Genomic DNA, 26,612 nt, shown 5'->3' with positions numbered 1-26,612 from the left:
CGCGCCGCCGCTTCCCGCCGCGGCCTAGGATTGCGGCGGGAGGCGGCATGAACGCATTGACACCCGGGTTCCGCGGACGGCGGCGCACGGTCGACGACCGGGTCCCCCCGGGCCAGTACCTGACGGAGGACTTCCCGGTCCTGAGCGCCGGCCCGACCCCCTCGGTCGCGCTCGACACCTGGACGTTCTCGGTGGTCACGGAGACCGGCGAGCGCCGGGAATGGGACCGCGCGCAGTTCGCGGCGCTGCCGCACGAGACGCCGGTGGTCGACATCCACTGCGTCACGAGATGGTCAAAACTCGACACGACGTGGAGGGGCGTCTCCGTCGATACCCTGCTGTCAGGTCTGGAAACTGACGCGGTCTTCGCGGTGGCCCACTCCTTCGACGGCTACACGACGAACATGCCGTTGCAGGACATACGGAACGGCCAGGCTTGGGTCGTCACCGAGTACGAGGGCAAGCCGCTCCCCGCCGAGCACGGCGGCCCCGCGCGCCTCCTCGTCCCGCACCTCTACTTCTGGAAATCGGCGAAGTGGGTCTCGGCCCTCACCCTTCACACCGACGACCAGCCGGGCTTCTGGGAGCGCGCCGGGTACCACGACTACGGCGACCCCTGGCTCGAACAGCGCTACCAGGAGGGCTGGTGACCGGCCTCTGGCAGCGCGCCCGCCTCGTCGAGCGCCGCCCCGAGACCGCCACGGCCGTGACCCTGGTCTTCCGGCCCGAGAACTGGCCGGGCCATCTGGCCGGCCAGCACGCGGACATCCGCCTGACCGCCGACGACGGCTACACGGCGGTCCGCTCCTTCTCGATGGCCGCCCCGGTGCGGGACGGCCTGGTGGAGTTCACGGTCCAACGGGTGAACGACGGCGAGGTTTCGACCTACCTGTGCGACGACCTCCCGGTGGGCGCCGACGTAGAACTGAAGGGCCCCATCGGAGGCTGGTTCATCTGGCGCGAGACCGAAACGCGCCCAGTACTGCTGGTGGCAGGCGGGTCGGGAATCGTTCCGCTCCAAGCAATGATCCGCCAGCGCCGCGAGTCGGGCTCTGACGTTCCCTTCCGCCTGATCTACTCGGTGCGAACCTCGGCGGACATCATCTACAGGGACGAACTGCGCGACGCCGCCGACGGAGTCGAGACCACGATCCTCTACACGAGGACAGCCCCAGCCGGTTCCGGCCGCCCACCGGCCCGCATCAGCCTCGCCGACCTTAAGGAGCACGGCTGGACCCCGGGCTTCGACCCGGCCTGCTTCATATGCGGCCCGACCGGCTTCGTGGAAACCGCCGCCAAGGCCCTCGTCGCGATGGGCCACAACTCCCACCGCATCAAGACCGAGCGCTTCGGCTAGGCGGCGTTTGAGAACAGGGGCGCGGCCGGTTCCGGACCCGGGCGGATCCGGAACCGGCTCAGATGCTGCGATCAGCAGCGGATGTACTTCGATTGCTCGTCATAGGAGTCGAACCCGTCGCCGATGATCTTCAGGATGAGCCTGTAGGTCCCGGTCCGGCACGGCGCGCTGAGCAGGACCGAGTAGGAGCGGTCGCCCTTGTAGGTCACCGTACGTCCGTCGTTCGAGGGGCCGTTGAGGTAGCTGTACTCCGTCCAGTACCGGCCCGAGCATCCGGTCACCTTGATGGTCAAGACGCCGTTGACTTTCGACCCGACCTTGTTCGGTCCGCTGATGCTGGTGTCGACGGTGCAGGCGGCGGCTGATGCGGACGACGCCGGTATGACCGCCACGGCCGATCCGATCCCGAAGACCATCAATGCGATCGCCACCTTGGCGATCAGTAGTCGCGACTTCATGGCGCTCCTAGTTCCGCTCTTGGTCAGCATGACGACACATTGAGCACGTCGCTGGTCACGTATTTGTTTCTGTCGCTTCGCTGGACGAGCAGTGCGGCGCTGTAGGAGCCCCGCTTGCAGGTCGCGGCCACACGAGGGTAGCCGCTGGCCGGCGGAGTGACCTTGTAGTCGTAGCTCGCCACCGACACCCAATAGCCGTTGACGTAGATGTCGAGGCTCATGATGATTTCGAACGGGCTGGAGCCGCATCCCGTCAGCTTGTAGTAGCCTTCGCCGCGGATGTACGATCCGGACCTCGTGGGTTTGTAGGCGCGCACCACCAGTTCGCATGCGGCGGCGACCGCGGTCACTTCGGTGGCCGTCTCGTATTCGGTGATCTTGATATAGCCGTCCGGCTGCGGTTCGTACTGGACGTCCAGCACCGCCCCGAGGTCGGCTTCTTCAGCCACCGCCGTATCAGCGCCTTCGGCGGCCGCGGCAGGCCCGGCGACACCGAATCCGGCCGCCAGTACCATTGCGAGGGCCACGCCGAGTGACGCGAAGAGTCTCAATCTGAGCTTCATGAACTGTCCCTTCCCTTCCGGGATCACTTGCGTGCTCATCAGACCGAGTCCTGTCAGGTCGATGTAACGGGACGATCGGGCAGACGGTCGAATGGACACAGAATCCATCATTTAGGCAGCAAGTCGGGAAGTCGAGGCAGGAAGTAGGCAGATTACCGGCATCAAACGGCCGTGGTACCCATCCGCGAACCATCGGCCGGCCTGTCCGGCCCAATGGCACCTGATCGGGTAAAGGCTGACCGGGCGGCGTCTTACTCGGATGCGGCGTACGTCGGCCACTTGCCCGGGTTCACGTGGTAGGCGACCAAAGCGTTCGCGTGCCCGTGCCCGAGCCCGTGCTCGGCCTTGAGCCAGTCGATGAGCGCCTTTTCGGTGTCATAGTGATTCATGCGGTTGAAGTTGTAGACGAGGCTCCCGCGCGGGATTCATCGCTCCTGCGAAATGTTGAAATCCGCCCCGAAATTTCGCTAGCCTCCGTCCTCATGAACGACCTCGCCTACTACGCCGAACCCGGCCCGCTCACCAAGGGCGCCAAGAATCTCCCCTCCGACATCCGCGAACTCCTGGCGGCCGTCCAAGACCGCCTCGTCCACGAACCGGGCCACCCGGACCACCCGACCGGCCACCTCCGCCGCACCGACCAGATCCTCGCCCACCCGGACCGGCCTCTGCTCGGCTCCTGCCGCCACTTCACCCTCCTCGTGGTCGCCGCCCTACGCGCCCACGGCATCCCGGCCCGCGCCCGCTGCGGCTTCGCCACCTACTTCGTCCCCGGCTGGCACATCGACCACTGGGTCGCCGAGTACTGGAACGACGGCGCCTGGCACCTCGCCGACGCCCAGCTCCACCCCGCCCTCATCGCCGACCTCGGCATCGACTTCGACCCGATCGACGTCCCCCGCGACGCCTTCGAAGTCGCCGGAACCACCTGGCTCCGATACCGCTCCGGCGACCTCGACCCCCACCACTGCGGCTTCCCGGGCCCCGACACCCACGGCCCCTGGTGGATCGCAAGCAACCTCATCCGCGACACCGCCGCCCTCTCCAAGCTCGAACTCCTCCCCTGGGACGTCTGGGGAGCCATGCCAGGCCCCACCGACCCCCTCACCGACGACCTGACCACTCTCCTCGACAACCTCGCCACCCTCACCACCAACCCCGAAACGGCCGCCGACTCCCGCGCCCTCTACCCGACCGAACCCCTGCAAGTCCCGGACAAGGTCTTCAACTTCCTCCGCAAAGCCGACGAACCGGTCCTTACTTCCGAAACCTTGTGAGCCAGAGCAGATCGATCGGAAGGTTCAGGAGGACCGCGGTTGCTACGCCGGGGGCGTAGCCGTTGTTGAGGATTGCGAGGGGGAGGTGGGGGACGGCGACGTTGATGAGCATGATCGTGGCGAGGGTGGTCACCGGCCAGGTGCGGTCTCGGCGGATGGCGAAGAGCACCAAGGCGAGGCCGAGCAAGGTGACGACCGCCGTGGCGAGTTGGAAGGCTGCCGCGGAGGGCCAGGGGAGGGGGAGGCTGGGCGGGAGGTCGTCGAAGAAGGCGGGGGCGGTGAGGGCTTCTTCGAGGTTGTGGAGCGCGAAGGCGCCGAATACCGTCCACGCCCAGCCTTTTCGCATGGGGCAAGGCTAGCGAGAACTAACAGGTGTGGGGGATGGGGCTCCGCGGAGGATTGCGGTGGCTATGCGGAGGGCTCGGGTGAGGCGTTTGCGGAGTGGGGGGCGGGTTGGGCGGGTGGTGATGTGGGCTTGGGCGAGTGGGGCCGAGGATTCGAGGAAGCGGGCCCAGGCGAGGTCGCGGATCACGACGACCTGGTGGTTGGGGGTGGTGGGGAGTGGGTCCGGGGCTTCGTCTCGGCGGTGGCGGCCTGTGCGGAGGTCGCGCTGGTAGGTGGGGTCGGCGCGCCAGAGCCACGGACCGGGGTCGTACGCGTCGTACGGGGTGGTTCGGAACTGGTAGCCCGAAAGGCTCACCTGGGTGGGTGTCGGGCGGTTTTTGGGTAGCGTCGACTGCGGTACTGTCGTGAACGACATTGAACTCAACCTTCTGTGTCATGCCGCCCGGTGGACAAAGTTGGTAGCTCTGGGCCACTGGGCGGCGCTTCTGATGAACGCCTTGTGTGAAGTTGGTGCGACATGTTCACGGAACGTGTCGGTGCAAGCATGAGGAGTGGTTGTTGAGTTTGTCAACCCCCACGCGCGGCGTGTTCCCAAGTCTTATATGGACACCGGCATCTAGCAGGCACGAGTAAGGGGCCCATCCGGAAAGGATGGGCCCCTTACTCGTTGACTTTGGGACGCGCTACCCGCGGCGGGCGGCGTCGAGGAGACCGACGAAGTCGGCTGCCGGGAGGTTGAACACCGGTGAAACCTGGCCGAGCTTTGAGCAGCGGACCCCGCTCGCCCTCATGCGAAGAGGTCGGGGTTCGCGGCGAAGTGGTCTTCGAGCGAGGTGGCTCGTTGCCAGTTGGGTTCGATCTGGTCGGTGTACAGCTTCACAAGAGTGGGGTCCTCGACGCAGCGGGTACGGTCGCGGGACCGGATGAGCACGAATTCCGGTCCGGCGGTGGCGCTTCCGGCCGGGTCGAAGTGGAAGAAGTGCTCATCAAGGGTGTTGGGGCGCGCCATGATTCGGATTTCGAAGATCGGGAGCGAATTCCACTCCCGCAGCGTTTCGAGTTGCTCACGGCGTTCACTTGGCGCGAGCTCCCGAAGCCACAGTAGTGCGGCTTCCCCGATGATGTACCGGTTCAGAAAGGGCGGGGTGCGGCCCCTCAGGGTCTTCCCGCGGCGCTCCTTGCGGTTGCGGCCGAGGATCGCTCGATCATCGGGGGTGCCTTCGAGCACTTGAAGGATGTCGAAATGGTATGGCGCGCATTGGAAGGGACCGGGAATCCGATCGGGCTCCCATACGAAGATCCGGTTGTAGTGGCGCTCGCACTTCTCGATCAGCAGCCCGTTGAAGCGAGCATCGAGCTCCAGCTCCTTCAGGTCGAACTTCTTCGCGCGGACCACTCCCTGGACTCCGAGAATCTGCTCCTCGTCAGCGTTGCCGAACTGGGTGAAGAGTTCGCGCACATCGCCGACCGAGGGCTGCCCGGTTCCCTTCTTCCAGTTGGTGAGTGTCTGCTCTGAGTATCCGAGCGCCATAGCGATCTCGGATACGGAGGCGTCTGTCTGTGCGATGCAGTCGATGAGCGCGGTGGTGCAGAACCAGTTGGGGATCGACGAGCGTGCCACGAAAAGTACCCCGCATTCGGTGGGAGCCGGTCTGTAGCCGCTCATGATGACATGCCGTCCGTCAATCGCCAACCCCTCGGTCCGGATCGGAAGCGGATTCGGGCTTCCAAAAAATTTGGCGAAAAAATTTGAGGGGGGGAGAGAGGGAAAGGAACTAGCTGGCCGAGTCTACTTGCTACCAGCGGAAACTCTCCATATCGTTAGTGCATCGGGAGTCGCACAAGCGGCTCCTGTCTGGTGGGAAAGCCGGGAGGCCGGGTCAACGCTCTTGCGGGCGGCGGCCTTCCGGCGCCGCTCGATCGGATATCCGACACTCCCGAATGGAGTACGAGCATGGCTGACAAGGCCGAATTGGTGCGGGGCTCGTTCCGCGACGACTATCGGAGCTATACGGTCCGCGCGTCGAGTGCGGAGGCGCCCGATTCGTTTCAGGTGATCGCGGGAGGGCGCGAGGACATCGTGCTGGTCATCTCCGGGCTGAACTCCGGCGACCTGAAGGCGACCTGGGGCCAGTACTGGTCGCGGCTGAAGCCGCAGGACAAGATCTGGTTGGAGGAGCAGGCGTTCCGAGTCTTCTACCGCGGCAGGCACATCCTGGGCGGGGCGCGGTTCTGCAATGGGTAGTGCGGATGAGGGCCCCTACAACCTCCGGTCCGACGGGAAGCCCGGCGTTGACGGGTACCTGGGGGACTTCCAGCGCGGGCCCGCGGTGTTCACGCTCTACTCGCTAGGCTCCCAACCGGCCCAGTCGCCTCGCGTCATCGAGTACCTCCTCGACGTGGAGGACGGCGCCGGCCCGCGGGAGTGCTGCCGGTTCACCGACGATCCCGACGACGTCGCGGAATGGTCCCCGACCTGGCTCGGCGACCCGTGGTGCGGGTGGATCCTGGAGCGCTGCAACGCCCTCATCGACAACCCCGATACGGACTGACCTTGCCCTCCCCAACGGCCCGGTCGGGAGCAGGTGGGCTCCCGGCCGGGCCACTTCGTCGGGAGGTCGTTCAGGCGGTGGTTGGCGACGGGTCGAGCGGGGACTCGTCGAATGCGCGGAAGTCGGCGTAGGAGACGATGTTGCGCGACCGCAGGATCGTCAGGGCGCGTCGGCGGACCTTCAGGAGCACTTCGATCTCGTTCGGGGACAACGAGTCGAGGTCGACCGCGGGCGGCATGTCGGTGGTGCGGAGCCTGACGTCGGCGACAATGGCGCCGACTGCGACGAGGAGCAGCACGACGAGCGGCACCACCACCGACCACAGTGGCGCAATCGTGACGCCTCGGACGAGGGCCGAGCCGAGCGACAACAGTGCGACCACGCCCATCATCACGGAGATGCCGCACAGCGTGCGGTCCCACTGCCGGTAGGGCGTCAGCGCCCACGGCACGAGGAACCCGAGCACCGCGACACACGCCAGGGCCGAGCCGCTCCACACGACCGGAAGCAGCGCTTCCGAATCGGTCCCGACGAGCATGAAGGCCGCCATCGCGACCCCGGCCATGAGCCCGATGATCGTGAAGATCCGCCCGATCACGGCGCACGCCCGGCCCAGGCCGGTGCGGCGGTGCCAGCGCTTCGCCATCGTCAGTTCGATGAAGGCGTAGTCGATGACGACGCGGTTCAGGCTCCCGAGGTCGAACCCCTCGAAGTTCGGATGGGTGGTCGCCCACTCGTTGGGCTGGATCGCCGCGGCTCTCGGCATTGCAGGGCTTCTCTCTGGTTGTCTTTGTCGCGCTTGGTGTCGGCCGGTCGTCAGGTCTCTGAAGTGAAGTCGCGCCAGCCGGTGTGGCGGCGTTCGAGGACTCGGCGCCATTCGCGTTCGTCGAGGCCGTCGAGCTCGGACCAGTATCCGAGGGGGAACTCGCCGACGCGGATCAGGTCGGCTTCGTCGAGCTTGACCAGGCCGCGGTGGACGACGACCTCCAGCAGGCGCTTGCGCGCCCGCAGCGCGCGGGCACGCTTGTCGCCGCGCGGGCCGCGGCGGGGCGGCTTGAGGGACTTCTTGCGGTTGTTCGTGCGGCCTTCGGGCTTTGAGAAGAGCCCGAGTCCCAGCGTGGCGGCGCTGACCAGGCCCGAGGCGAGCATCAGGATCGGGAGCCAGGACTCGGCCGTGGCAGTGGAGACCGCGAGCACGGCGTACGCGGCGGCCGAGCCGACCAGGTTGAGCGCGTTGATGATCAGGAGCGCGATGCTGCGGCGCCGCGTCTCCCACCAGATGGTGAAGGCGACGACCGCGGCGACCGTCGCGACCGCGAAGGCGGTGGTCGCCAGGGAGAACCAGTCCTGGGCGGCGTCGGCGCCGGTCTCGCCGCGGCCGAGCGCGACCAGGACGAGCCCGATCAGCGACGCCCCTGCCAGCGGGATCGCGGCGATCACGACCGTTGTCCAGCCCACGACGCCGAGCATCCGCGCCCCGAACGAGCCGGGCAGCCGGTCGTAGTCGCGGGCGAGCACGGCGGCCTCGGCCTCGCCCCAGCTGAAGGGCTGGCCGAACTCGGCGGTGCGGGCCCAGGAGTCGACTTCCCGGCGTCCCCATTCGTGCTCGGCGCGATCGACGTCGCGCGCCCGTTTCGCGAGCGGTCCCGGAAGTCCCATGGGTGGGAGTCTATGAAATCGGTGCAAGGGGTGTAAACGCAGGTCGTGTGGGTTGTCAGTGCGGTGTCAGCGGCGTGTCAGGCCGTCCGCCGATAGTTCTCTCATCAAGGCGAACCGCCGAGAAAACGAACCGCTTGAAGGAGCACGACATGACCGTCAACATCACCGCCCAGGACGAGATCACCATCCGCACCGCCGCCTGGGGCACCGTCTCCCTGCTGGCCGCCGCCGGCATCGCCGGGTCCTCTCACAAGGTCGCCACCGACGCGGCCCTGGCGCTGAACGCCACGACCGGCGCCGTCGGCCACGTGGTCGCCTCCGCCAAGGGCGCGAAGCTCAAGGGCAAGTCGACCGCGGCGCTCGCCGACGAGGTCTTCCCCGCGCTCACCGCGTCGGTGAAGCTCCTGGAAGCGCAGGACCCGGCCGAGGCCGAGAACTTCCGCAGCACGATCGCGGTCGTCATCGACGCGGCCGAGCGGGCCCACAAGGGCGCGCCGAGCCCCACCCTCGCCGAGATGGCCCGCAAGATCAACGAGGCGCTCGCCGCGTAACGAGCCGCACCGCCACCGCCCCATCCGCCGCCGTGCCGCAGGATCCCCCCGGGTCCTCCTGGCACGGCGGCGAAACGCGTATTCACGCTTTCGCGGGAGGGGTCCCGGCATCCGTGTTGCATTCTGGGAGAGTCGAAGTGCCCCAGGAACGGAGACACCGATGCCCGCCTTCCCGAACGCCGCCGCCGCACTGCTCGCGCTGTCCTTCCTCGCCGGTTGCGGCGCGTCCGGAGAAGCGACCTCCTGCGACGAGCCCGGCGCGACGTACTCGCAGATCCTGCTGATCGACCTCGCCGACTCGGAGGAATGGGACGAGTCGGTCGTCTTCCTCGTCTGCACCGAGGAGCGCACTGTCGCGATCGTCGACGAGAACGGCGACGACTACACCAGCCTCGAAGACTTCCAGCGCAACAACGAGCTCTTCGAGGAAGGCGACAAGATGATCGTCACCGCCGACTTCCCCACCATCCACTCCGAAGCCGACTTCGAAACCGTCCCCGCCAAGACGCCGCTCTTCACGACCTGGCAGATCATCGCCCTCGCGGCCGCCGGACTCGCCGTGATCGCCCTGCCCGTCTTCCTCATCAGCCGCCTCCGCAGAGCGAACCCGACCGGCATCGGCGACGCCTTCAAGGAGGAATAGACCAAGGGCATCACCTCCCCCCAGGACGGCGCCCCTGGAAACCGAGGGGCCGGACGCACCCGCGCCCGGCCCCTCTTCCATCAACGAGCGAACGTCTCCCGCACCAACTCGCCGAGCTCGACGGTCAGGTCCTCCACTGACTTGTCGCTCGGGCCGAAGTACTTCGGGTCGTCCTCGGTGTCTTCAGTGAGATTCCGGCTGGAGACGGTGAGGCGCAGGTTGCTGTCGGAGGCGATGCACTGGTACTCGGCATCGACGGTCAGTCCGATCCGCTTCTGGCAGGTTCCGTGCTCCCAGCCGCTCAGGGACTCGTAGTCGGTACTCCAGCCATCGCCAGGGTTCCGCGGCTCATACATGCGGTCGTCATCGACCTCGATCTCGATGGTGAGCTCCTGCCCGCCGGTCCCGGACTCGGCGGTCTGCCACTTCCAACGGCAGGAATAGGTGTGTTCCGAAAGCCCGAATCTGGAGACCTCCGGCTGGGGAGCGTCCGCCTCAGCCCAGTCCAGGTACTCTGCCGCAGTTTCGTCGCCGCCGAGGCACGACTCGGCCCAGGAATCTGGGGCCGTGAAGCGGTAGTCGATCCGGAGCCACTTGATGAGCGGATACGAGGCCAGCATCGCGATGCACACGACGATGAAGCCCGCCAGCAAGAGCATCCGCCGGGTGGAGCCGGGCTCCCACCCCTGCGGAACCGAAGAGGGGTCAGAGGCTCGATTCATGGTGGAAGCTCTCTATGTCGGTCTCGTCGGCACCGGGCGGGGCCGGAATCGCCACTTCGCGCATTGACCAACCGCTCCGGAGCGCGTCGATGTTCTCGAAGATCTCGTCGTCGGCGTGCCTGATCGCACTTTCGACTTCGGTGAACTTTCCGCAAACGTCGTCGAGCAGCGTACTCAGGTTCTGAGCGGACAGCTCATCCTCGCTCAGTTGGAATGAGTACATGCCTCCGGCGAGTGCGGAGACTCCGCCGCCGATGCTTCCGACGAGTGCCAGCGCGCCCACGGCGGCTCCAGCGCTGAGGCCCGCCGCTATCACGGCGAGCACCACGAGGGTCATGGTGTTCTGCATGGCCTCCTGGGTGTCCCAGTAGTGCTGGATCATCTTGTCGGCGAGTTCGTTCGCGCTTGTGAGCAGGCTGCTCATCGACTCCTGCGAGGTCTCGACGATGGACGCCAGCGAACCGCATGCATTGACCGTCGCCGCGAGCATCTCGGCCTGTCGCGCCTGGGCTCCTTCGTATCCGGAGAAATACTCCTCGAACGCCTCAGCGGCATCGCCGTACCAGTTGCCGATCTTGGTCAGCACATTGCCTGGCGCTCCTTGGAAGTCGGCCATGTCCTTGGCCACGGCGTCCAGGAGCTCTGTGGCTCCTCTGAACTCCTCGGGGTCGATGCTGAAGATGTTGCGGCAGAGCTCGGGGATGCTTCTCAGCTCCGGGTAGTCGCCGCTTGAGATCACCCCTCCCTGCGAATCGATCGCGGCGTTGTAATACGCCTGGAAGGGCAAACCCATGCCGACGGCGGCCGCTGCCGCGGCTGCCGGGTTCCATGCGTCGACTGCCGTTTCGAGGGCCTTCAATTCGTTCGCTTTGACGGCGAGGTCGTACAGCTTCATCTCGACCTCATCGGCGGTCAGGATCGCAACCACATCGGCTTCCTTCCAGGATTCGATCAGTCATGAGAAATGGGGCCGCTGGAACGCTCGTTGCCCGGATAGACCGGATTGTGCGGCGGCCTCGGCGTCTCTCCGTCGGGGAAGTCCTCGGCCTTAAACGAGTCGAAGTCTGCGCGGGTTTCGTCGTCCGCATCGGCGTAGCTCTCGGCCACGTCGATGAGTGTCGCCGCTGCGCTTTCGACGTTCTCGCTGCTCTTGGCGAAGGCGTACTGGACGTCATCCCGGAGCGCGAGGAGCGCGGACCCCGAGCGGAAGATCCCGCTGCCTCCCGCGACGGTGCCTGCGACGGGAGCTGGGTCGAGGTTGTAGCCGGAGGACTGCTGGAGTTTCGCGGAGAACCCGCTGTACTGCTCGGCGAGGGGGCGGAGGTCGTTCTGGGCTACTTCGTAGAGCTCATAGAGGTCGGCGGCGAATTGGCCGCCGGAGCCGGGGGAGTCGGGCATGCGGGTGCTCCTGGGGAGGGTGGGGAAGGAGGCGTCGTTGCGGGACTACATGAGGTTACTACGGGAATGTCGATGATGCGGTACTTAAGGAGGGCATGGCGAAAGGGGCCGAACAGCGTTCGGCCCCTTGGGTGTGTTCAGCCTTTGATGGCTCCGGTGAGGACTCCTGAAGTGAAGTAGCGCTGGAGGAACGGGTAGACCACGAGGATGGGGACGGTCGCCAGGACGATGACCGCCATTTGGAGGGTGACGCCGGGCGGGGGCGGGGCGTCGGGGGAGACGACGGCTCCGGGGATTTGGACTCCGGCGAGGACGTACTGCTGGAGGACCACTTGGATGGGCCACTTCTCCGAGTCATTGATGTAGAGCAGCGCGTTGAAGTAGGTGTTCCAGTAGCCGACCGCGTAGAACAGGCCCATCACGGCGAGCACGGGTTTGGAGAGTGGGAGGACGATGCGGAGGAAGATCCTCCATTCGCCTGCGCCGTCGATCCTCGCCGCCTCGATGAGTTCTTCGGGGAGTCCTTGGAAGAAGTTCCTGATGACGATCATGTTGAAGGCCGAGATGAGGCCCGGGATGATCAGGGACCAGGTGGAGTCCAGGAGGCCGAGGTACTTGATGAGCATGAAGTTGGGGATGATGCCCGCGCTGAAGAACATCGTCGCCAGTACCAGGATCAGCACCGCCTTCGCGCCGGGCACTTGGCGGGTGCGGGCCAGGCCCCATGCCAGCATCGAGGTTGCCGCGAGCGAGAGGATGGTGCCGACCACCGTGATGAACAGCGAGTTGGTGAGACCTTGGGTCACCGTGCCGCCGTTGAAGATCGCGCGGTAAGCGTCGAGAGAAAACTCGGTCGGGAAGACCACGCCCGCGCGGGCCTGGGACGGCGAGGCGAAGCTCATCGCGATCACGTAGACGAGCGGGTAGATCATGGTGATCACGATCAGGACGATCACCAGCGCCTTCACCGCTCTGACCCAAACGGACGGCAGGCTCATCCACGGCGGAAGGCTGTTCTTGCCCTGGCGGGACAGTGTCGCTGCGGTCATCAGAAGATCCCCTCTCCGCCGAGGCGCTTGGCGAGCCGGTTGGCCGACAGGACGAGAATGGTGCCGATGATCCCCTTGAGCAGGCCCGCCGCGGTGGCGATGCCCCATTGGCCGCCCATCACGCCTCTGAAGTAGACGAACGTGTCGAGCACCTGGGCGGCGTCGGCGCCGACCATGGGCTGCTGCAACAGGAGCTGCTCGAAGCCGACCGTCAGGATCGACCCGATGTTGAGGATCAGGAGCAGGGTCGCGACCGGGACGAGGGCCGGGAGGGTGATGTGCCAGGTCCGCTGCCACGGGGTGGCGCCGTCGATCGCGGCGGCCTCGTAGCGGTCGTGCGGGATTCCGGCGATGGCCGCGAAGAAGATGATCGTCCCCCAGCCGACGTCCTTCCACATGCCTTGGGCGACAACGAGGAGTTTGAAGGTGTCCGCGTTCGTCATCGCGTCGAACCCGGGCATCCCCATGCCGTCGAGGAGGCCGGCCACGAGGCCGCCGCCGCCCAGCACCTGCTGCCACACCGAGATGACGATGACCCACGACAGGAAGTGCGGCAGGTAGACCACGGTCTGGACGAAGCGCTTCGCCCGGTCGGAGATCAGCGAGTTGAGCAGCAGCGCGAGGGCGATCGGGGCGGGGAAGGCGAAGACCAGTTGCAGCACCGCGATGATGAGCGTGTTGCGCAGGGCCGTGAGCACTTCGGGGTCGGTCCAAATCGCGGTGAAGTTCGCGAAGCCGACCCACGGCGAGCCCTCGATGCCCCGGAACGGCGAGTAGTCCTGGAACGCGACCACGTTGCCCAGCATGGGAACGTACGCGAACACCAGGAAGAACAGCGCGCCCGGGACGATGAACGTGTAGGCCCAGCGCTCGCGCCAGATGCGCTGGCGCAGTGAGGGCTTGCGCGGCTTCGGCGGTGCGGGCGGCCCCGGGGCCCGCGCAGTGCGGGCCTCGGGGCTTTCGGCGATGTTCACGCTCACTTGCCCGCGTCCTTCAGCGCCTGGGCGTATTCGTCGCGGACCTGGGTGCCCCCCTGCGACATGTAGTTCGAGACGAACGAGTCAAGGCTGTCGATCGAGTCGCGGCCGGTGATGACGCCGTTCTCGAAGTCGGTGACGAGCTGCTTCAGCTGCGCGCCCTTGGTGACGAAGGTCTGCGACGCGCCTTCGAGCCCTTCGAGCGGGCGCACGATCGAGTTCTGCGCCAGCGACTCCATGACGGTGGTGAAGGAGTCGACCCACGGGGCCGCGTCGGGGTGGAACCGGTACGAGTTGTCGCCGGAGACGACGCCGACGTACTGGACGCCCTTCTCGATCTGGTTGTCGGCGATCGGGATCGGGATGCCGTGCTCGTCGAGGCTGTAGTGGCGCCCCTCGATGCCGTTGGCGATGAACATCTGCTCCTCCGACCCGTACGGGGCCGAGAGGTAGTCGAGGACGTTGAGGATCTCGGTGAGCCGGTCCTCGTCCTCGGCCGCGGCGGCCGAGACGCAGGTGGAGCGGCCATACGGGACGTTGCGCACAGCGAGCTGGGCGGAGCCGTCGAAGCCGGGCATGTCGAAGAAGTCGAACTTGGCGCCCGGCAGGTCCTTCTCCCACTGCGGCAGGCCGGTCGCGCCGATGGAACCGCCGACGGCGTCGTAGCGCAGCGCGGCGCCGGAGACGATGTCAGTGGCGGTGGGCGACATGGAGACCGGGTCGAAGACCCCCTCGGCCCAGGCGCGGGCGAGCCATTCGAGCATCGCCTTGTAGTTCTCGGTCTCGATCATGTGGACCAGGTCGCCGTCCCCGTTCTGCTGCCATTCGGGACCGGTCTTGAACAGCCGCTGGAACATCAGCGCCGTGGCCGAGTCGTACTTGTTGAGGCCGTATACCTGCTGGCCGCCGGGCCCGGAGCCGAGCGCGGAGACCTCCTTGAGCATCGTGAACAGCTGGTCGGCGTCGGTCGGGGCGCGGCCGATCGAGGTCTGGTCGACCAGGTCGGTGCGCATCGTGGGGACGTTGGTGAGCGCCCAGACGATCGAGGGGATCTGGTAGATGCGGCCGTCCTTGAGGCTCGCCTTCCAGATCTCCTCCTTGCGCGCGGCCAGGTTGGGCCACTTGAGGATGTTGTCTCCCGAGAGGGTCTCGGAGAGATCGGCGAACGCGCCGTCGCGGATGCCCTGGAGGTTCACGGCGTTCTGGTCGTCGACGAACACCAGGTCCGGGACCTCGCCGGAGGCGAGCATCGTCGCGAACTTCTCGTAGAACACCGGCTGCGGGACGAACTGCGGCTCGAAGCTCACCCCGAGGCGCTCGTTCAGCTCCTGCCAGTAGGGGTTGTCCTCAAGCGGTGTCGCCGGGTCGCCCCACGTCAACTGGAACGTCGTGACCGTGCCGCCCGAGCCGGGCTCGCGCTCGACCGACTTGAAGAAGGTCGTCACCTGCTCGGTGTAGACCGACTCCATTCCCGGTGTGTCGCTGGTGAAGTACGGCTGCACGTCGAGTTCGGGCGCGGGCTGGAACGTGGGGATGTCGTAGTCGCCGCCCGCGGCGCCTCCGGCGTTGTCGGAGCAGGCGGCGGTGGAGCCGACGGTGGCGGCCGCGGCGGCGGCGCCGACCGCGCCGAGGAGCCGGCGGCGGGAGAATTCGGCCATGAGGGGCCTCCTTTGATCAACGTTGATACTGGTGAGGGATAACTTGCTGGTCACGGGATAGAGAACGGTATCAGTAGATATGGAGATCAGTCAATCTGATGCCGTTGCTTGCTGGATGTTCAAGTGAGAGAACGCTTTCTATTCGGTCATGCCTGCCTCCACAGCGTCGTCGGGTCGACCCGGTGGGCCAGGTCCTCGCCCCTCGCCCACCGCTCGGCCTCCTCGACCATGAACAGCCCCATGCGGGACAGCTCGTTGCCGTGCGAGCCCGCGACGTGCGGGGTGACGAACGCGTTCGGCAGGTCGTAGAGCACCGAGTCGGCGGGGAGCGGCTCGGGGTGGGTCACGTCGATGACCGCGGAGAGGCGCCCGGCGGCGACCTCGGCGGTGAGGGCGTCGGTGTCGACCAGGCGTCCGCGGGCGGTGTTGACGACGACCGTGCCGTCCTTCATCGCGGCCAGGCGCTCCGCGCTGATGAGCTTCGCGGTCTCGGGCAGATCGGGGGCGTGGACGCTGACGATGTCGCACTGGGCGATGAGCGAGTCGAGGTCCACGAGTTCGGCGCCCAGTTCCGCGGCCTCGGCCTCGTCCAGGTACGGGTCGGCGACGAGGACGTCGAAGTCGAAGGGCCGCAGCAGTTCGATCACGCGGCGGCCGATCTTGGAGGCGCCGACGATGCCGATGGTGCGCCCGAAGTTCCCGACCTCGGGGTGGACGTACCCGAGCGTGAACGACCGCTGCGCCCGGAAGTCCTCGCGGAGGTTGAAGATCCCCTTGCCCGCCATGAGGATCGAGGCGAGCGTGTACTCGGCGACCGGCAGCGCGTTCGCGCCGGAGGACGAGGAGACCGCCAGGCCCCGCTCCCAGCCCTCCTGGGCGACGATCGACTTCACCGTGCCGGCCGCGTGCAGCACGGCCCGCAGCCGCGGCGCCTTCGCGAGCGCCTCGGCGTCGAGCCGCGGCACGCCCCAGCTGGAGACGAGCACCTCGGCCTCGGCCCAGACCGGCTGCACGGCCGGGTCGGCGAAGTCCTGCGCGACCAGGTCCGGGTCGAGGTCGAGCGCGTCGCGCAGGCGCCGCATGAGCGGGTCGGGGAAGAGGAGGGGGAGGAACTCGGGGCTCATGGCGAGCAGCGCCCTCGGTCGGTCAGCCACGCGGGGTCCTTCGATCAGCCGGATAGATATCGGTTTCTAGATTAGGGATCACCTGACGGCTTGTCGAGCCCTCGCCATCGACAAATCCCCATGCCATGGCGCAGTCGCATCGTAGTTAGACCATGACTTTGCAGCTAGACAAGCAGTTTGAGGAACATAACGATTCGATAACCACGCGAGTGGCATTTCCCGGAAACGCCCGTTTGTGCAGAGACCGTTATCTGTCTTGTCCTTGATTCGCGGTGCAGAAACCGCTATCGTCCGCATAGATGGATGCTGATATCCGGAAGGACAGTGCATTGGAACGACGTGCGACGGGGCATGTCCCTCACCGAAAGCGCCTGCGGCTCATGGCGATGGGCGCTGCCCTCGCCACCGGCCTCGGCATGGTCGCGCTGCCCGCCCAGGCGCAGGCGGCCGAGTACGATGACCTCCTCACCGACCACGTGGTCGAGATCAACGAGACGGTGTCCGACGCCGGGTTCGTCCACCCCGGTGTCGGCCTGACCGCCGACGACCTGCGCAACGCCCAGGAGATGGCCCGCGCCGGCCAGGAGCCCTGGGCCTCCTACTTCGCGGCGATGACCGACACGGGCTTCGCCTCCACCACCTACCGGGCGTCGAACTCCAAGTCCGCCGCCGAACCCGACGTGCCACTCGACCCCACCTTCACCCAGGTGGGCATGCGCAACCGCGAGACCAACGACTCATTCGGCGCCCTCACCCAAGCGCTGATGTGGACGATCACCGGCGACGAGGTCTACCGCCGCAACGCGATCCAGGCCCTGCGGACCTGGGGAGGCATGGACCCCACGAAGTACACGTACTTCGCCGACGCGCACATCCACACCGGCCACCCGCTGTACCAGTTCCTCATGGCCGCCGAGATCATCCGCGCCACCGACCCGGTGGACGACGACACGCCCGGCGAGTACGGCGGCTACGACGTGGTCTGGTCCGATGAGGACGACGCCGACCTGCTCGGGAACTTCGCGAACCCCGTGGTGGAGACGTTCCTGTTCTCCAACGAGCGGTGGATGAACCAGCACAACTTTGGCCTATTCGGGCGGATCGCGACCGCAATCTACTCGGACGACGCCGAGGGCTACGCCAAGGGCGTCGAGTGGTTCACCGTCAACTCCGGCGACACCGCGTACGACAACGGCGCGCTCGCGCCGCTGCTGCCGCTCATCGACGCCGACGACCCGATCAACCCCTACGGCACCGACTTCGTGCAGATGCGGGAGATGGGCCGCGACCAGGCGCACGGCGAGTGCAACATCGACAACTTCACGGGCCTCGCGCGGATGCTCGAAGTCCAAGGGACCAAGGTCGATCCGGCCGCCGGGACCGTCTCCACCGCCTCCGATGCGGTGTCCGCCTACGACTTCCTCGACCGGCGGCTCCTCGACGGCGCCGACGCGTTCTACGGGTTCATGATGGGCGCGCCCACGCCGTGGGTCGACGAGACCGGCCAGGGCGTCACCATCGCCCAGGCGTACCGCGGCCGCCTGTTCAACCCCGTCAACGAGCTCTACTACGAGTACGCGCTCGAACGCGGCGTCGACGTCGCCGCCGAGGCCCCCTACCTCGCCGAGCTCTCCGACCGCATGACCGGCCCCTACTACTGGTACGGCACGGGCGTGGCGAACTTCTGGGCCCCCGGAGACAAGAACCCCGAGTACTGGGTGGCCTTCCCCGAGTCCCTCGCCGGGACCGAGCCCGCGCCGCTCCCCGAGACCCCGGCGCTGTCGTTCGCCGACGCCGGGATGGCCCTCGACGAGGGCACCGAGCTGGTCACCGAGGACGGCGCGACCTTCGCGCGCGCCTCGCTGTCCGAGGACGGCACGACCAGCGTCGTCGGGCGCATGATGTACGGCGCGAACGCCCGCATCGGCCTGAAGTTCCGCAGCGACGGCCCCGCCGACCTGGAAGTGCTCTACAAGGAGGAGGCCACCGGGGTCAACCCCGACGAGCAGCCGACGCGAACCCTTGCGTCGCTTGAACTCCCGGACACCGGCGGCGAGTGGCGGTACGTCACGTACCCCGCGGGCGGCCAGAACGTCAACTTCTACCGCCTCACCGGCGCCGACGGCACCACGGTCGACCTCGACTCGGTGATCCTCTCGGGTGCCACCGACCTCACCGCGCCCGCGTTCAACTCCACTGAGGACGCCTACTTCCTGACGGCGCGCGACGAGTCGCAGATCGACCTGTCCGCCGCCGACACCGAAGGGACCGTGGCCTACTCGGTCGACGGCCTGCCGCGCGGCGCCGAGTTCGACACCGCCACCGGCATCCTCACCTGGGAGCCCGCCAAGCGCGAGACCCGCCGCTACGAGGTGCAGGTCGTGGCCGACGACGGCGAGTCCGTCGCCGCCCGCACCGTCGATCTCATCGTGTCGCCCAACCGGTCCCAGACCGTCGAGGCCGCCGTCAGGAACGGCACCGACCGGCGCACGACCTACACGACGGTGACGCACGAGCCGTTCGAGGCCGCCCGCGACGTCGCCAAGGACGCCGCCCGCAGCGGCACCGAAGCGGAGTTCGACGAGGCGCTCGCCGCCCTCGTCGACGCGATCGGCGCCCTCGCGCCGCTCAACCCGCAGCTCGCCGACGACACGTTCGACTACGCGGACACGGCGGTGCCCGTCGGCCTCAGCGCGGGCGCGCTCAACGCGCTCGCCGACGCCGACAACACCTCCAGCAGCGGCGACCTGCGGTCGGACTCGTTCACGCTCGACTTCGGGACGCAGTACCGGATCACGGCCGAGGCGTTCGCGTTCCAGGCCCGCGCGCTGTTCCCGAACCGCTCGCAGGGCACCAACGTGTACGGCTCGAACGACGGCGTCTCCTGGGACCTCCTCACCGAGCGCCCGACCACGGAGACGAGCCGCTGGGAGACCCTCCCGGTCGCCGCCGAGCACGCCGACGAGGCGTACCGGTACCTGAAGGTCCAGCTCGACGAGCCGGGCATCCCGACCGACCCGGCCTACCCGGGCATCTGGTCGATCGGCGAGTTCCGCATCGGCGGCGAGCGCAGCGAGGTCCAAGGGGATATCACCACCGCCACCATCGCGTCCCCGGACGCCTTGGCGGGCAGGGTGACCGCGGGCGACACCGTGAACGTCGCGTTCACCAGCCCGACCGCGATCACCGGCGTCTCGGCGTCGATCGCGGGCCAGCCGCTCACTGTGGCCTCTGAGGACGGTCTGCACTGGACGGCGACGGGCGTTCTCGGCGACCTCGACGGCGGGCAGCGGCTCGACCTCGCGATCGACCACACCACCGCCGACGGCGACACCGCCGTCACGATCCACGGCTCCACCGACGGGACCGCCCTGTACGGCTCCGACGAGCGGAACCTCGTGGACCTGTCCGCCGCCGAAGTCGTCACGGCCGCAGGCGAACCCGACCCGGCGAAGGCCGCGCATTCGGCGGCGATGCTCGACGGGAACGCCGCGACGTTCAGCGACGTGCCCGTCGTCGACGGGCAGTCGACGCTGATCTGGGACTTCGGCGAGGGCGCGAGCCTCGTGCTCGACCGCGCCGACTTCCTCGCGCGGCAGGACAACAACGGCATGATCCGCATGGACGACCTTGTCCTGGAGGGCTCGAACGACCTCGACACCTGGACGCGGCTCACCGACCCGACGGTCAAGACCCTGTCCTGGCAGGGCCTCGATGCCGAAGGCGCCGAAGGCTACCGGTACCTGCGGGTGTCGAACCGCGCGCTCATCGACATCGCGGAACTGCGCGTCTTCGGCAGCCTCGACCTCGACCTGGACACCATCGTCGCCCGGGCCGAAGCCGTCGACCTCGACGCGCACTCGCGGGCCTCGGCGATCCTGTTCACCCGCGAACTCGACGCCGTCAAGGCCGCCGCCGAGGAAACCGGCGCCGATGAGACCGCGCTCGCGCGCCGCCTCCTCGACGCCTGGGGCCTCCTCGAAGACCCCGCGACCACCCAAGCGGCCGTCGTAGACGCCGACTGGGTGACCGCGAGCAGCGCGTCCTGGGACGGCACGAAGGACGCCGCCGCCAACGGCTGGGCCCTCTTCGACGGCGACACCGCCACGTACACCGACACCACGACCGCGAGCGGCTGGGTGCGGGTCCTGCCCGGCGGCGACACCGCGTTCACCGTGGAGACCGTGCGGTTCCACCCGCGCTCGACCCACGTGTCGCGGGCCGTCGGCGTCCAGTTCCAGGGCTCGAACGACGGCGGCGCGACCTGGACGACCTTCGCCACCGTCACGGCCGCGAACGGCGGCTGGAACACGATCGACCTCGCCGAGGTCGCCGCATACGGGGCGCTGCGCGTGAACGCCCCGAGCGGGAACACCAACCTCGCCGAGGTCGAGTTCCTCACCACCGTCGCCGACCGCACCGGCCTGCAACTCCTCCTCGACGAGACCGCGGACCTCGCCGAAGCCGACTGGACGCCCGCGTCCTGGACCGCCCTGACCGCGGCCCGCGACGCGGCCGCCGCGATCGGCGCCGACGCCGTCCAAGCGGACGTCGACGCCGCGGCCGACGCGCTCGCTGCCGCCGTCGAGGGCCTTGAACAGCCATAACGCTGCCAGATGAGGAGGGCCCCGGCCGCTGACGGCGGCCGGGGCCCTCGCTCCGTTCCAGCTCAGCGGCATGTCAGCGCCCTGTCAGCGGGCCCGCCGATAGTTGCGGACATGAGCGGATCGCGAACGATACCGACCACGGTCGGCTTATCGTCGAGACCACCGCCGGAAACCGAACACCGCAACCAGGAGCACCGCCATGACCGTCGAACTGACCGCCCACGACAAGACCACCATCCGCACCGCCGCCTACGGCGCCGTCACCCTCATGTCCTACGCGGGCATCGCGGGCTCGGCCCACAAGGTCGCCACCGACGGCACGCTGGCGCTCACGGCCGCCACCGGCGCCGTCGGCCACGTCCTCGCCGAGAAGAAGCGCGACTTCAAACTCCAGGCGAAGAGCTCCGCCGCCCTCGCCGACCAGGTCCTGCCCGCCCTGACCGATTCGGTGAAGCTCCTCGAAGCCCAGGACCCCGCCGAGGCCGAGAACTTCCGCCGCACCGTCACCGTCGCCATCGCCGCCGCCAACCGCGCCCACCGCGGCGAACCCAGCCCCACCATGGCCGAGATGACCCGCAAGATCACCGAAGCCCTCGACGCCGCGTGACCGCCCCGTGCGAAGGCCCCGAACGCGTTTGCGCCGGGGCCTTCGGCGTTACCCTCACCAGATGACCGGGACCCGACTCACGCTGACCTCCATCACCGTCACCGCGCCCGACCCGCGGCTCCTCGCCGACTTCTACGCGCGCCTCCTCGGCGTCCCCGTCGCCGTCAGCGAACCGCCCCGCCCCGGCGAACCCGACAGCGCCGGGTGGGCCCAGGTCCGCACCGGCGACGGCCTCACCCTCAACTTCGAATACGAGGCGCACTGGCAGGCCCCCGTCTGGCCCGCCCAGGACGACCGCCCCCACGCCACCCAGCACCTCGACATCCACGTCGACGACCTCGACACCGCCGTCGCCCACGCCGCCGAACAAGGCGCCCGCCTCGCCGACTTCCAACCCCAAGCAGACGTGAGAGTCCTCTTCGACCCCGCCGGCCACCCGTTCTGCCTCTTCCTCTGAGGCACGGGCTTTGCGCCCCGCGCCGCGCGCCGCCCGGGATAGCATCGGCTGATGGCGGGGTCCACAGTGCGGGCGGACGGCGGGGCGGTGGTGCCCGCGGTCGTCGCGGTGCTGCTCGGGCTCGCCACGGTCGTCGTCCTGTGGCGGCTGTACCGGAGCGGGACCAGGGGCGCGCCGCTCGCGCTCATGGGGATCGGGGCCGCGGCCGCGGTCGTCGGGGCCGCGCTGGTCGTCGCCGACCCGTTCGGGACCGCCGGTGCCATGACCGTGCTCGCCGTCGTCGGCGGTCCCGCCGTCTACCTCGTCGGGAACCTGCTCGCGGTGCGCGCGGACACCGGCCGCGTCTCGCGCTCCCGGATCGGCGCCCTCGCGGGCCTCGCGGTCGTCGCGCTCATCGGGGTCGTGCTGCCCGCGCTCGTGCTCGCGGCGCTCGCGTTCGCCGTGCTCCTGCTCCTCGCCCTCGGCGCCGCAGGCTGGTTCAAGCCGCCGTCGATCAACGTCCGGGACTGACGTGCGGTTCGCCCTCGCCCTCACCGCGCTGCTTCTCGCGGTCCTCGCCTACGGGATCGCCGCCGGAGTCGGCACCGGTGGGCCCCAAGGAGTCCCGGCCGTCGACTGCTTCCACGTCGACGCCACCGGCGACATCGGCACCTGCGCCGACGCCCCCGAACCCGCGCTCACCGGCCCCCTCGCCGCCGCCGACTGGGCATGGTGGGGGCCGGCCGCGGCGCCCGTCGCGTTCGGGGCCCTCGTGCTCGCCGTGTGGCAGCGGATCAGGCGGTCGACAGCCGCATCGCGGGCTCCGCGGAGACCTTGAACCCGATCTGCTCGTACATGCCGAGCCCCTGGTCCGTCGCGAGCAGCTCCACCGTGCCGACGCCGTTGTCGCGGAACCACTCCACGAGCGCGTCCATGCACGCCCGGCTGTACCCGCGCCGCCGCCACTCGGGATCGGTCACCACGTTGAACACCCACCCGTACAGGCCGGACGGGTTCCCCGGGGTCGGCAGCCGCTCGCTCACCGTCCCCACCGCGCAGGCCGCGAGCCGCCCCGACCCGTCGGGCGCGTCGACGACCACGGCGTGCATCGTCGGGGAGGGCTCGGCGAGGCGCCGCGACAGGGCCTCGGCGGTCACGGCCCGCCACTGCGGGTCCGAGGTGTCGAACCACTCCGAGAGCAGGAGCGACCGGAACCGGACGAGCTCCTCGATGTCGCCGGGGCCGGCGCTGCGCGTTGCGATCATGGCGCGAGTCTAGGCCGACACCGGGCGTCACCCGAACCGGTTTGCGCGGGTACCGTTGCGCCCCAGACCGTGCCATGATGGGACCTATGTCCCGCCGCCCAAAGGACCTCACCCCCGAGCAGCTCCGCTTCGTCCCCCAGAAGCCGGTGCGCTGGCTCTCGCCGCGCACGCTCATCGACACGAGCATGCGTTTCGGCCTCGCCCGCGTGTTCGGCGGCTACGTCGACAAGCGCGAGATCATCGGCAACCGCCCGCAGCCGGTCTACGACCACTCCGGCGCCGAGGAGCTGTGGATCGACTACGTCGCCGACATCGGCGACGGCTTCAACGCCACCTACTCGATCGCGTACCTCATGGCCCAGGACGAACTGGAGGTCGGCGGCGAGCGGCTGCCGCGCGGCTCGGTGCTCGTCATGGGCGGCGACGAGGTGTACCCGGCGGGGGACTGGGTCGAGTACGAGCAGCGCATGAAGGGCCCGTACGAGGCCGCGAACCCGGGCTGTCCCGTTGCGCTGTACGCGATCCCGGGGAACCACGACTGGTTCGACGGCCTGACCGCGTTCGCGCGGCAGTTCACCGAGGGCCGCACGATCGGCGGGTACCGGACCTTCCAGAAGCGGTCCTACTACGCGCTGAACCTGCCGCACCGCTGGTGGCTGTTCGCGCTCGACGCGCAGTTCGACACCCACCTGGACCAGAACCAGATCGAGTACTTCCGGCGCGCGGCCGAGCAGATGCAGCCGGGCGACCAGGTGATCCTGTGCGTCGCGCAGCCGTCGTGGCTGTGGACGGCCGAGGACCCGCGCTCGTTCGACCGGATCGACCACTTCATCCGCGACGTCATCGCCGCGCGCGGCGGCCGCGTGCCCCTCATCCTCACCGGCGACCGCCACCACTACGCGCACTACTCCGAAGTGGACGGCGTGCGGCACCTGGTGGGCGCCGGGGGCGGCGGCGCGTACCTGTCTCCGACCCACACGCTCCCCGAGGAGCTGACGGCCCCGCGCAAGTCGGTCCCCGAACCCGATGCGCCCGAACGGGAGTTCCGACTCACGCAGACGTACCCGTCGAAGGCGAAGTCGATGGGCTACGCGTTCGGGATCTTCGCGCGGCTGCCGTGGCTGAACAAGGGCTTCGTGGCGCTCATGGCCGTCGTCTCCCTCATCGCCACCGTGTCCATCCTGGAGGGAACCGGGACGACCGTCGCCGTCGCGGCCGTGCTCCTCGGCGCAGGCGTCGGCTTCGCGCACCCCGGCCAGGGCCGCCGCACGAGCAGGCACTACATACTCGGCGGCCTGCACGGCCTCGCGCAAGTGGCGCTGTCGTGGACGGGCGCGCAGATCATCAAGCAGTTCGACGACGTGTCACTGTGGACATACCTGGTGTACCTGCCGCTCGCCGGGCTCGCCGGGACCTGGCTCGTGGGCCTCTACCTCGTGGTCGCGAACCGATTGGGCGTCAACGCGAACGAGCTGTTCGCGGGCATGTCGGTGATCGACCAGAAGTGCTTCCTGCGCATCCGCGTCGATGCGAACGGCGCCACGGTCTACCCGATCGGCCTCGACCGGGTCGGCCGCCAGTGGGCCGCCGATCCCGAAGGGGGCGAGACGGACTCGTGGATCAAGCCGGTCACTCCGCTGAAGCCGCGGCTCATCGAGCCGGGCTTCGCCGCGTCCCACCCCGGCCCCAGCGCGGCGTCGCTGCCGCGGCAGAACCCGGTGCGCCGCTTCATGGCCCAGGCGGGGGAGTGGTTCTCCAGCCGCTGACCTACTGCGGCCGCGGCTCGGCCGGGGTCTCCATGACCGCGTCCGGTCCGTGCCCGCCGCGGCCCATGAGCCGGTGCAGCCCCGGGCTGAACACCGCGAGGACCACGGCCGTGAGGATCGCGAGGCCCGCGAGGATGTAGAAGAACGCCTGCTCGCCGACCTTCGGCACCAGGAACGCGTACGCCTGCCCGCCGAGCGGCGTGCCCACGGCCGGGCCGAGGAACCACACGCCCATCAACTGGCCCTTGAGGTTCGCGGGCGCCAGCTGCGTCGTCACCGACAGGCCCACGGGCGAGACGCACAGCTCGCCCCACGTCAGCAGCAGGTACACCACGACCATCCACCCGAGCGCGACGAGGATCCCGGAGTCGGCGCGGCCTTGCAGCCACCCCAGGAACACCCACGACAGGCCCGTCAGGCCCACGCCGAGCGCGAACTTGTACGCCGTGCCGAAGCCCGTCCCGGCCTTGAGCCAGATCGCGCCGAAGATCGGCGAGAAGATGAGGATGAAGATCGAGTTGAAGTTCTGCACCCCGCCCGCGGGCAGGTGGAAGCCCCACGAGTCGAGGTCCACGGAGTTCGCCGCGAACGCGGTGAGGATCGACCCCATCTGGAGGTACAGCATCCAGAACACGACCGACGCGATGAACAGGCCGACGTACGCGCGCAGGCCCGCCTTCTCCGCGGGCGTCACGTCCTTCGCCTCGCCGAAGATGTAGATGAAGTACCAGACCGCGGCCGCGATCGACAGGATCGTCACGACCGTGGGCACCGTCGAGAGCGTCAGCGTCCCGGTCGCCGCCCAGATCGCGATCGCCACCGCCGCGACCACGAGCGAGATCACGATGATCCGCACGACCTTGCCGCGCTCCTCGTCGGCGAGCGGCCGCGAGGGCCCGATGCCGGTGCCCGTCAGGCGCGACCAGCCGCGCACGTACCAGAGCAGGCCGAGCGCCATCCCGACCGCGGCGGCGCCGAAGCCGAGGTGCCAGCGGTCGTCCCCGGCGAGGTAGGGCGTGACGAGGATGCCGAGGAACCCGCCGAGGTTGATGCCCATGTAGAACACGGAGAAGCCGGAGTCGCGGCGCGCGTCGGTGTCGCCGTCGTAGAGGCGCCCGACCATGACGGAGATGTTCGGCTTCAGCAGGCCCGAGCCGAGCACGACCAGGAACAGGCCGAGGAACACCAGGGCCGGGCCGCTCACCGGGATCGCCATCGAGATGTGGCCGCACATGATGATGACGCCGCCGATGAGCACCGCGCGCCGTGCGCCCAGGATGCGGTCGGCGAGCCACCCGCCCGGCAGCGACGTCAGGTACACCGCGCCGGAGTACAGCGACGCGATCGGGACGGCGACCGTGTCGCTCAGGCCCAGGCCGTTCTGGAGCACGGACGCGGTGAGGAACGTCAGCAGGATGCCCTGGAGCCCGTAGAAGCTGAACCGCTCCCACATCTCGGTGCCGAACAGGACCGCGAGGCCGCGCGGATGCCCGAAGAAGGTCTTCTCGCGGCCGGCGGCCGGGTACTCGCGATGGGACATCTCGGTCCTCCCGTGTCTCGGCGCTGCACTGCGCACTCTGGTACCCGGCGCGACCGGC

The 26,612-nt window shown here is 68.4% G+C and carries 30 protein-coding genes; 14 read left to right on the top strand and 16 right to left on the bottom strand.

The window, feature by feature from the left end; genetic code table 11:
* The first annotated feature begins 47 nt into the window (after positions 1 to 47).
* Together WA640_RS25470 and WA640_RS25465 are read left to right on the top strand one after the other, a co-directional pair.
* The gene (locus WA640_RS25470) at positions 48 to 650 is read left to right on the top strand and encodes a molybdopterin-dependent oxidoreductase (RefSeq protein WP_335991629.1); all 603 of its coding nucleotides are present in this window, start codon (positions 48 to 50) and stop codon (positions 648 to 650) included.
* Positions 617 to 1,357 carry a ferredoxin reductase gene (locus WA640_RS25465; protein WP_442904830.1) on the top strand — a complete coding sequence of 247 codons (741 nt, stop codon included), beginning with the start codon at positions 617 to 619 and terminating at the stop codon, positions 1,355 to 1,357. The genes WA640_RS25470 and WA640_RS25465 overlap by 34 nt, the downstream gene beginning before the upstream one ends.
* 71 nt (positions 1,358 to 1,428) lie before the next feature.
* On the opposite strand, the gene WA640_RS25460 is transcribed toward WA640_RS25465, so the two are convergent.
* Positions 1,429 to 1,650 carry a hypothetical protein gene (locus WA640_RS25460; RefSeq protein ID WP_335991624.1) on the bottom strand — a complete coding sequence of 74 codons (222 nt, stop codon included), beginning with the start codon at positions 1,648 to 1,650 and terminating at the stop codon, positions 1,429 to 1,431.
* Between WA640_RS25460 and WA640_RS25455 the strand changes: the two genes are divergently transcribed.
* Positions 1,643 to 1,858 carry a hypothetical protein gene (locus WA640_RS25455; RefSeq protein ID WP_335991622.1) on the top strand — a complete coding sequence of 72 codons (216 nt, stop codon included), beginning with the start codon at positions 1,643 to 1,645 and terminating at the stop codon, positions 1,856 to 1,858. The genes WA640_RS25460 and WA640_RS25455 overlap by 8 nt on opposite strands.
* On the opposite strand, the gene WA640_RS25450 is transcribed toward WA640_RS25455, so the two are convergent.
* Positions 1,839 to 2,417, bottom strand: a complete 579-nt coding sequence (locus WA640_RS25450; RefSeq protein WP_335991619.1) for a hypothetical protein — start codon at positions 2,415 to 2,417, stop codon at positions 1,839 to 1,841. The genes WA640_RS25455 and WA640_RS25450 overlap by 20 nt on opposite strands.
* Before the next feature lie 212 nt (positions 2,418 to 2,629).
* Positions 2,630 to 2,767, bottom strand: coding sequence for a DUF4287 domain-containing protein (locus WA640_RS25445; RefSeq protein WP_335991615.1), 138 nt, complete (start codon positions 2,765 to 2,767; stop codon positions 2,630 to 2,632).
* 93 nt (positions 2,768 to 2,860) lie between these two features.
* Here WA640_RS25445 and WA640_RS25440 point away from each other — a divergent pair, with 93 nt between their 5' ends.
* Positions 2,861 to 3,655 (top strand): transglutaminase domain-containing protein, encoded by a 795-nt coding sequence (locus WA640_RS25440; protein WP_335991613.1) that lies wholly within the window; start codon positions 2,861 to 2,863, stop codon positions 3,653 to 3,655.
* On the opposite strand, the gene WA640_RS25435 is transcribed toward WA640_RS25440, so the two are convergent.
* Together WA640_RS25435 and WA640_RS25430 are read right to left on the bottom strand one after the other, a co-directional pair.
* A complete protein-coding gene (locus WA640_RS25435; protein ID WP_335991610.1) occupies positions 3,636 to 4,001 on the bottom strand; it encodes an HXXEE domain-containing protein in 366 nt (121 codons plus the stop codon). The genes WA640_RS25440 and WA640_RS25435 overlap by 20 nt on opposite strands.
* Positions 4,002 to 4,787: 786 nt before the next feature.
* Positions 4,788 to 5,666, bottom strand: coding sequence for a Scr1 family TA system antitoxin-like transcriptional regulator (locus tag WA640_RS25430; RefSeq protein WP_335991607.1), 879 nt, complete (start codon positions 5,664 to 5,666; stop codon positions 4,788 to 4,790).
* A gap of 288 nt (positions 5,667 to 5,954) precedes the next feature.
* Here WA640_RS25430 and WA640_RS25425 point away from each other — a divergent pair, with 288 nt between their 5' ends.
* Both WA640_RS25425 and WA640_RS25420 read left to right on the top strand, forming a co-directional pair.
* Positions 5,955 to 6,245, top strand: coding sequence for a hypothetical protein (locus tag WA640_RS25425; RefSeq protein WP_106363127.1), 291 nt, complete (start codon positions 5,955 to 5,957; stop codon positions 6,243 to 6,245).
* Positions 6,238 to 6,552 carry a hypothetical protein gene (locus tag WA640_RS25420; RefSeq protein ID WP_335991605.1) on the top strand — a complete coding sequence of 105 codons (315 nt, stop codon included), beginning with the start codon at positions 6,238 to 6,240 and terminating at the stop codon, positions 6,550 to 6,552. Before WA640_RS25425 ends, WA640_RS25420 begins: the two co-directional genes overlap by 8 nt.
* Positions 6,553 to 6,622: 70 nt before the next feature.
* Here the strand turns inward: WA640_RS25420 and WA640_RS25415 are convergent, their stop codons facing one another.
* Positions 6,623 to 7,318, bottom strand: coding sequence for a hypothetical protein (locus tag WA640_RS25415; RefSeq protein ID WP_335991603.1), 696 nt, complete (start codon positions 7,316 to 7,318; stop codon positions 6,623 to 6,625).
* Positions 7,319 to 7,368: 50 nt separating this feature from the next.
* Positions 7,369 to 8,211, bottom strand: coding sequence for a hypothetical protein (locus tag WA640_RS25410; protein WP_335991601.1), 843 nt, complete (start codon positions 8,209 to 8,211; stop codon positions 7,369 to 7,371).
* Positions 8,212 to 8,360: 149 nt separating this feature from the next.
* Here WA640_RS25410 and WA640_RS25405 point away from each other — a divergent pair, with 149 nt between their 5' ends.
* Both WA640_RS25405 and WA640_RS25400 read left to right on the top strand, forming a co-directional pair.
* Positions 8,361 to 8,762, top strand: a complete 402-nt coding sequence (locus WA640_RS25405; protein WP_335991600.1) for a hypothetical protein — start codon at positions 8,361 to 8,363, stop codon at positions 8,760 to 8,762.
* Between the two features lie 160 nt (positions 8,763 to 8,922).
* The gene (locus WA640_RS25400; RefSeq protein ID WP_335991599.1) at positions 8,923 to 9,405 is read left to right on the top strand and encodes a hypothetical protein; all 483 of its coding nucleotides are present in this window, start codon (positions 8,923 to 8,925) and stop codon (positions 9,403 to 9,405) included.
* An 80-nt stretch (positions 9,406 to 9,485) separates the two neighbouring features.
* On the opposite strand, the gene WA640_RS25395 is transcribed toward WA640_RS25400, so the two are convergent.
* The 7 genes from WA640_RS25395 to WA640_RS25365 form a co-directional block, all read right to left on the bottom strand.
* A complete protein-coding gene (locus tag WA640_RS25395; protein WP_335991598.1) occupies positions 9,486 to 10,064 on the bottom strand; it encodes a hypothetical protein in 579 nt (192 codons plus the stop codon).
* A 46-nt stretch (positions 10,065 to 10,110) separates the two neighbouring features.
* Entirely contained in the window at positions 10,111 to 11,055 is a 945-nt protein-coding gene (locus WA640_RS25390) for a WXG100 family type VII secretion target (RefSeq protein WP_335991597.1), read from the bottom strand.
* A 23-nt stretch (positions 11,056 to 11,078) separates the two neighbouring features.
* Entirely contained in the window at positions 11,079 to 11,525 is a 447-nt protein-coding gene (locus tag WA640_RS25385; protein WP_335991594.1) for a hypothetical protein, read from the bottom strand.
* A gap of 137 nt (positions 11,526 to 11,662) precedes the next feature.
* The gene (locus WA640_RS25380; protein ID WP_335991593.1) at positions 11,663 to 12,574 is read right to left on the bottom strand and encodes a carbohydrate ABC transporter permease; all 912 of its coding nucleotides are present in this window, start codon (positions 12,572 to 12,574) and stop codon (positions 11,663 to 11,665) included.
* Positions 12,574 to 13,554, bottom strand: a complete 981-nt coding sequence (locus WA640_RS25375; protein WP_335991590.1) for an ABC transporter permease — start codon at positions 13,552 to 13,554, stop codon at positions 12,574 to 12,576. Before WA640_RS25375 ends, WA640_RS25380 begins: the two co-directional genes overlap by 1 nt.
* Positions 13,551 to 15,209 (bottom strand): extracellular solute-binding protein, encoded by a 1,659-nt coding sequence (locus WA640_RS25370; protein ID WP_335991588.1) that lies wholly within the window; start codon positions 15,207 to 15,209, stop codon positions 13,551 to 13,553. Before WA640_RS25370 ends, WA640_RS25375 begins: the two co-directional genes overlap by 4 nt.
* A gap of 146 nt (positions 15,210 to 15,355) precedes the next feature.
* A complete protein-coding gene (locus WA640_RS25365; RefSeq protein ID WP_335991586.1) occupies positions 15,356 to 16,363 on the bottom strand; it encodes a hydroxyacid dehydrogenase in 1,008 nt (335 codons plus the stop codon).
* A 350-nt stretch (positions 16,364 to 16,713) separates the two neighbouring features.
* Between WA640_RS25365 and WA640_RS25360 the strand changes: the two genes are divergently transcribed.
* The 5 genes from WA640_RS25360 to WA640_RS25340 all read left to right on the top strand — a co-directional run bounded on the left by WA640_RS25360 (position 16,714) and on the right by WA640_RS25340 (position 22,821).
* A complete protein-coding gene (locus tag WA640_RS25360; protein WP_335991584.1) occupies positions 16,714 to 20,940 on the top strand; it encodes a putative Ig domain-containing protein in 4,227 nt (1,408 codons plus the stop codon).
* A 199-nt stretch (positions 20,941 to 21,139) separates the two neighbouring features.
* The gene (locus WA640_RS25355) at positions 21,140 to 21,547 is read left to right on the top strand and encodes a hypothetical protein (protein WP_335991582.1); all 408 of its coding nucleotides are present in this window, start codon (positions 21,140 to 21,142) and stop codon (positions 21,545 to 21,547) included.
* A 61-nt stretch (positions 21,548 to 21,608) separates the two neighbouring features.
* Positions 21,609 to 22,004, top strand: coding sequence for a VOC family protein (locus WA640_RS25350; RefSeq protein ID WP_335991580.1), 396 nt, complete (start codon positions 21,609 to 21,611; stop codon positions 22,002 to 22,004).
* 51 nt (positions 22,005 to 22,055) lie between these two features.
* Complete coding sequence (locus tag WA640_RS25345; protein ID WP_146148001.1) at positions 22,056 to 22,514, top strand: hypothetical protein; 459 nt, start codon at positions 22,056 to 22,058, stop codon at positions 22,512 to 22,514.
* A gap of 1 nt (position 22,515) precedes the next feature.
* On the top strand, positions 22,516 to 22,821 hold the full coding sequence (locus tag WA640_RS25340; RefSeq protein WP_335991578.1) for a hypothetical protein: 306 nt from the start codon (positions 22,516 to 22,518) through the stop codon (positions 22,819 to 22,821).
* On the opposite strand, the gene WA640_RS25335 is transcribed toward WA640_RS25340, so the two are convergent.
* On the bottom strand, positions 22,778 to 23,248 hold the full coding sequence (locus WA640_RS25335; protein WP_335991575.1) for a GNAT family N-acetyltransferase: 471 nt from the start codon (positions 23,246 to 23,248) through the stop codon (positions 22,778 to 22,780). The genes WA640_RS25340 and WA640_RS25335 overlap by 44 nt on opposite strands.
* A gap of 86 nt (positions 23,249 to 23,334) precedes the next feature.
* Here WA640_RS25335 and WA640_RS25330 point away from each other — a divergent pair, with 86 nt between their 5' ends.
* On the top strand, positions 23,335 to 25,014 hold the full coding sequence (locus tag WA640_RS25330; RefSeq protein WP_335991573.1) for a metallophosphoesterase family protein: 1,680 nt from the start codon (positions 23,335 to 23,337) through the stop codon (positions 25,012 to 25,014).
* A gap of 1 nt (position 25,015) precedes the next feature.
* Here the strand turns inward: WA640_RS25330 and WA640_RS25325 are convergent, their stop codons facing one another.
* Positions 25,016 to 26,554, bottom strand: coding sequence for a peptide MFS transporter (locus WA640_RS25325; protein WP_335991571.1), 1,539 nt, complete (start codon positions 26,552 to 26,554; stop codon positions 25,016 to 25,018).
* Positions 26,555 to 26,612 lie beyond the last annotated feature (58 nt).

Source organism: Glycomyces sp. MUSA5-2 (assembly GCF_037034145.1).
GTDB lineage: Bacteria > Actinomycetota > Actinomycetes > Mycobacteriales > Micromonosporaceae > Glycomyces > Glycomyces artemisiae.
The sequence above is the reverse complement of the archived record's forward strand: the minus strand, read 5'-3'. Positions and strand labels throughout refer to the sequence as shown.